Source organism: Aeromonas sp. Y289-2, from assembly GCF_027705925.1.
Lineage (GTDB): Bacteria > Pseudomonadota > Gammaproteobacteria > Enterobacterales > Aeromonadaceae > Aeromonas > Aeromonas veronii.
On the sequence record NZ_JAPDCH010000036.1, the window covers coordinates 1 to 6,283 of the forward strand.

At 61.3% G+C, this 6,283-nt stretch carries 2 protein-coding genes; both read left to right on the forward strand.

Annotated elements, in window-relative coordinates:
• Positions 1-399: 399 nt before the first annotated feature.
• Entirely contained in the window at positions 400-2,175 is a 1,776-nt protein-coding gene (gene tamA / locus OKC43_RS21490; protein ID WP_270660748.1) for an autotransporter assembly complex protein TamA, read from the forward strand.
• A gap of 61 nt (positions 2,176-2,236) precedes the next feature.
• The gene (gene tamB / locus OKC43_RS21495) at positions 2,237-6,037 is read left to right on the forward strand and encodes an autotransporter assembly complex protein TamB (RefSeq protein WP_270660749.1); all 3,801 of its coding nucleotides are present in this window, start codon (positions 2,237-2,239) and stop codon (positions 6,035-6,037) included.
• Positions 6,038-6,283: the final 246 nt, after the last annotated feature.

The window sequence follows — 6,283 nt, forward strand, 5'->3', positions numbered from 1 at the left end:
TAACCATGGAACGGCTACGCCATTCACACCTTATATCCCCGCCATGAATGACGGGGCTTTACGGTGCTTTTGGGTAAAGAGAGGGGGAGAGGTGACAAATGGTGCCTGACGACGGGGTGAAGCATGTTCAGGGCAGGTCAGCTCGCCCTCATCGGGAAAGCGGGCGTCGTCATTGTCACCAAAATGTGTGATTTGTGGTCAACCTCTTAAAAGATATGGCGAATTTGCCAATGGCACCGCGCTGTCGCTGGCCGATGCCTATGTTAGGATAAGGTTCGCCATTTTTCTGGCGCGCATTATTGTGTCACGGCCATGCACTGCATGGCGTGCTGCGCCGCATTCGGGGTTGGCCCGAAAGGGCGCTGGTTTCCTTCACCACAGATTCAGGAATATTGACCTTTGACAGGATGCATTTCATCCCTGCTGGCAGGGCGTTCACTGTCCGGCCCTGCGTTTCGCCGCGGCCTGCGGGTACTGGGGGTGGGCCTGTTGCTGTCGCTGCTGGCTTCGCCCGCGTTTGCCGCCAAGCTCACCTATCAGGTCAAGGGGTTGAAAGGGGAGAACAAAGATAACGTTGAAGCCTATCTCAATGCCCTGCCAGTCTATCAGGAGCGGCAATACCGCCCGGCCCGCGCCAAAATCACCGAGAGCGTGCAAAAGGCGCTGCAGGTTTATGGCTACTACCAGCCGAAAATCACCCTGAGTCGCGACAAGAAAACCCCGTCCAAAGTGGTGATTGAGGTGGACAAGGGGGAGCCGGTTATCGTCTCCCGCCTCGATATTCTGCTGGAGGGGGATGCGGGCAGCGACGAGCTCTACAGCGCCTTGCTGGACAAGTTGCCCCTCAAAGAGGGCGAGCCCCTCAATCACGCCAAATATGAATCCATCAAGGCGGATCTGGGCAGTCTCGGGCTGGCCCGCGGTTACTTTGATGCCAAGCTGAGCAAGAGTCAGGTCAAGGTGTTCCCGGACAAGGGGACGGCGGAGATCTTTATTCTGTTCGAATCGGGCCATCGCTACCGTTTTGGCGAGATCCGCTACGATGCCACCCCCGAAGCGCTTCACCTTATTCGCCCGCTTATCAACATCAAGAGCGGCGACCCCTATCTCGCCATCCGTCTGGCCGAGATGTCGCAGGATGTCTCCTCCACCAAGCTGTTCCGTCAGGTAGATATCAAGCCGGTATTGAGCGAGGCGAGCAACTATCGGGTTCCCATCGTGGTGACGCTGGATAACCGGGTCGATCACGAAATCGAGACCGGTATCGGTTATGCCACCGACGTAGGCCCGCGGATGAGTGCCACCTGGGAGAAGCCCTGGGTCAACCGCTATGGTCATCGTCTGTTTGCCACCGCCAAGGTGTCGGCGCCGGAGGCAGAGCTCAGCTTCGACTATCAGATCCCGGTGGGCAACCCGCTGCGGGACTACTACTCCATCCAGACCGGCTACCAGTACAAGGACAACAACGATACCCGCTCCGATCTCACCACTATCGGTGTGCACCGCTGGACGCGGCGGCCGGAGAGCTGGGATCGGGACGTCTTTATCCGGCTGGAGAACGAGATCTATACCCAGGGCGCCGACGAGGGGAACAGCTTGCTGCTGATCCCCGGGGTCTCTTGGTCCCGACTGCGGGTGCGCGGCACCCTGGTGCCCGACTGGGGGGATCGCCAGCAGCTGACGCTGGAGTTCTCCGATCCCAGATGGGGTTCCGACATCAGCTTTATGCGGGTGTGGGGGCGCAGCAAGTGGCTGCGTACCCTCGGCGATAACCACAGATTCCTGATGCGGGCCGAGCAGGGGGCCATCATAGGTGACAGCTTCTCGCTGGTGCCGCCGTCCTTGCGCTTCTTTACCGGTGGCGATCAGACGGTGCGCGGCTTTGGTTACGAGAGCATCTCCCCCACCGGGCCGGATGGCAAGCTGACCGGTGGTCGCTACACCAGCGTGGCCAGTCTGGAATACAACTACCGCTTCAGCGAGAAGTGGCTGGGGGCCATGTTTGTGGATGGCGGCACCTCCACCACCGATTACAGCGAGCCCTGGAAAATAGGTACCGGCGTCGGTGTGCGCTGGGTCACCCCCATCGGTCAGGTCAGGCTGGATCTGGCGGTCGGGGTATCGGAGGAGGACAAGCCCTTGCGGCTGCATTTCGCATTGGGGCCTGAATTATGATGTTGTCTAAACGCTTTTTTCTTTGGTCGCTGCGGCTGTATCTTGCGCGGGGGGCTGCATTGTGATCTGGCTAAAACGTATTTTTCTCTGGCTGATGGGGCTGGTGTTCCTGCTGCTCATCGGCGTCAGCCTGCTGGGCTTTACCCATCAGGGCAACAAGTGGTTGTGGCAACAGGCCAAGGGAGCGCTTCCTTCTCTTAAGGGGGAGCTGGTGGCGGGTCAGCTTGGCTATGGCTGGACCCTGGAAGGGGTGGGCTGGCAGGATGAGCTGGTGGATGTCACGGTGGATCGCGCCGTGCTCGACTGGGATCTCGGCAAGTTGCTGCAGGGCAAACTCTGGATCAAATCGCTTGAAGTGACTCATCCGGTGGTGAAGGTGGCCGACTCGGAGCCTGCCCCGGAAGAGCCTTCCGAACCCTTTGTCTGGCGCCCGCTGCCACTCAAAATTCAGGTCGACAGCCTCAAGGTGGCCGATCTCGATCTGGCAGTGCCCGGCGTGGCCGTGACGCTGGGGTCCCTCGATATCGGCGCCACCCTCAACCGCAAGGGGCTGATCGTGCGCGGCCCGGTGCTCGATAACCTGACGGTGACGCTGGATGACGCGGCACTCTCCAACACAGCCAAATCTGCCAAGCAGCCGGCCGCTAACGAGAAGCAAGCCGGTGCTGCGGTGGCGCACAACGACAAGGCCAGCGCCAAGACCCCCAAACAGGGCAACGGGGCGCCAGCTGCGAACACGGCAAAGGCAGCCCCCATTCTCCTGCCCGCCATTCACCTTCCTTTCCCCATCCAGCTGGAAGGGGTCAGCGCGACCCGGGTGCAATATAAGCAGGGCGAGCTGATTGAAGGGCTCGACAGGCTGCTGCTGTCGGCCACCGCCGTCGATGATCGCATCGAGGTGCGCGAGCTCTCGCTGCGCCACGCCATGGCCGATCTGGCGCTCAAGGGCCATATCCAGCTCAGTGATGACTACCCGCTGGCGGTGACGCTGGATGCCAAGGCCCGCAAGGGGCTGCTGGATGGCGAGTTGCAGGGTGAGCAGGCCACGCTGGCGCTGAGCGGTTCGGTCGGCAAGCTGGGGCTGGTGTTGTCGGCCAAGGGGCCGGTCGCCGCCAATCTCAAGGGCTCGCTGGCCGCCCTCGACCCGGATCTCCCTTTTGATGTGGCCCTCGACTGGAAGAGCCTCGGCTGGCCTCTTCACAAGCCTGCCAAAGATGAGCCGAGCTATCGGCTGGACAAAGGAAGCCTGACTGCCAAGGGCAAGCTCTCCGGCTACCAGTTTGCCCTCAATACCTCCGGCAAGGGGACCGATGTCCCCCCCTTCAAGCTTGCGCTGGACGGGAAGGGGGATCTGGAGCGGCTCAGCAAGATCGCCTTGCAGCTCAATGCCCTCAAGGGGGAATTGAAGCTCGATGGCAAGCTCGCCTGGAACAAGGGGATCGAGTGGCAGGGAACCACCCTGTTCAAGGGGATCAATCCGGCCGAGCTGCTGCCTGAGCTGAAAGGGACGCTGGCCGGTGAGCTGGAGAGCCGTTTCGTGATGAACGAAGCGGGCCACTGGGAGCTGAAACTGCCCAAGCTCAAGGTGGATGGCAAGCTCAACCAGTACCCGCTGGCCCTCAAGGGGGAGCTCAGCGGCAACGACAAGATGGAGTGGCAGATCCCGGCGCTCTCGCTGCAAAGTGGCCCGAACCAGTTGCAGGCCAAGGGCAGTATCAGCAGCGCCCAGTGGAGGCTTGATGCCAACCTGCAGGCTCCCCAGCTGGGGGGCATCTATCCCGGCCTGAAAGGGGATATCAAGGGGCAGGTGAAGGTCAGTGGCAATCAGCAGACGCCAAAAATCGATGCGGATCTCGCCTCCGAGCGGCTCTACTATGCCGGCACCGACCTGAAGGGCATTAGTCTCAAGGGCAATGTGGTGATCGGCGCCAAACCGGCCGGTGAGCTCGCGTTGTTGGTGGCGCAGCTGAAACAGGGCGAAACCAAGCTCAGCCAGCTGGCCCTGAACCTCAGCGGCGATATCAGTCAGCATCTGTTGACCCTGACCATGAAGGGTGACCCTGTTGCCGCCAACCTCAAACTGGGTGGCGGCGTGCGCGGGGATCACTGGCGCGGGGCGCTCTCCGAGTTGCGGCTGAAAACTCCGCTGCGCCGTTGGGACTTGAGCTCCCCCTGGGCACTGGATCTCGATCTGCCGCGTCAGCGGCTGGCGATGGGGGATCTTTGCCTCGGCTCCCAGGGGGCCAGCCTCTGCGTCAAGGGGAGTCAGGTCTCCGCTGCCCAGGGCACCCTGGAGTTTGCCCTGAGCGAGTTTGATCTCAAGCGGCTACGCCCCTGGTTGCCGGACAACTTCCGCTGGCAGGCGATGCTCACGGCCGATGGGCGTGCCAGCTGGCGTGGCAATCAGCCTACCTTGCATGCGGTGGTGCGTACCACGCCGGGCACTTTTGTGGCCGATGGCCTCAAGACCGACTATCAGCAGCTGGCTCTGGCCCTTGATTTCGAGCGGCAGCAGGCGGCCATTCGCCTCGATTTTGCCTCCAAACAGATCGGCAATATCGATACCGATCTGCTGATCAAGGAGCCCGCCGGTCGCGGTCTGCTCGGTGGTCAGCTCAAGTTTGATGATCTCAAGCTCAATACCTTTGCGCCGCTCATCCCTGAGGTGCGCTCCCTGCAAGGGATCATCTCCGCCGATGCCCGCTTCGACGGCACCCTGGGGGCGCCCCTGCTGTTTGGCCAGCTCAACCTGCGTGACGGTGAAGTGCAGACCCACTCCGACATGGTGACCCTGACCAAGCTGGTGACCCGCCTCAAGATCGAAGGCAACCGCGCCGAGCTCGATGGCTCCATGCTGGTGGGCAAGGGACCGCTGGCGTTGGGCGGCTGGCTCAGCTGGGCCAAGATGCCGGTCAGCGGCAGCCTCACCATTCAGGGTAAGGATCTGGAGGCGCAATATCCGGGCATGGGCCGGGTCAGAGTCTCTCCCGATATCGCGGTGTCGCTGGGTGAGGAGACCCGCATTACCGGTCAGGTGGATATTCCCTGGGCACGTATTCTGGTCAAGAGCCTGCCGGATTCGGCGGTGGCGGTCTCAGACGATGTGACCGTGGTCTATGACGATCTGCCCCCTGCTCCCAAGCAGGCAAGTCTGCCGCTGGCGATGAAGGTGGCGATCCGCCTTGGCAACGATGTGAAGCTTGATGCCATGGGGTTGAAGACCGATGTCTCCGGTGGCCTCAATATCCGTCAGGATCCCGAGAAGCCGCTGGCAGGCAACGGCCAGCTGGTGCTGACCAACGGCCGCTTCAAGGCTTACGGTCAGAACCTCATCATCAAGGAGGGGCGGATCCTCTTCTCCGGTCCGCTGGATCGGCCGTTCCTCAACATCGAGGCCAACCGGGATCCCGATACCATAGAAGGTCAGGTGACGGTCGGGGTGCGGGTGACCGGCCCTGCCAGCAAGCCGGAGATCACTGTCTACTCCGAGCCGCAGATGGCGCAGTCGGAACAGCTCTCCTATCTGCTGCGCGGCAAAGGGTTGCAGACCGGCGGTGAGGATGGCGGTTTCAACGGTCTGCTGGTGGCCGGTGCGGTGAGTCAGGCCAACGGTGTGGTGTCGAGTATCGGCGAGTCGCTCGGGATGAGCGATGTCTCCCTCGATACGGCGGGCAGTGGCGACAACACCCAGGTGACGCTGTCGGCCTATCTGCTGCCGGGCTTGCAGTTCCAGTACGGGGTCGGGGTTTTCAGCCCCATCGCCGAATTCAAGCTGCGCTACGAGGTATTGCCACGGCTCTATCTGCAGGCGATGAGCGGGGTGGCTCAGGCGGTCGATATCTTCTATCGCTTTACTCTGTAACGCTTCATCCCGTAACAGGGCTGATATGAACGTAAACGGGAGGCGCACGCCTCCCGTTTTTTTATTGCGCGATCGGTAGCAGACAAACGGCGATAAGGGACTGGAGTGCAGAGGAATAACGGATTGGGCAGACCAGAAATGCGAAAACCCGGCGCTAGGCCGGGTTTTCTGAATGATGGTGGAGGGAGAAGGATTCGAACCTTCGAAGGCAGAGCCGTCAGATTTACAGTCTGATCCCTTTGGCCG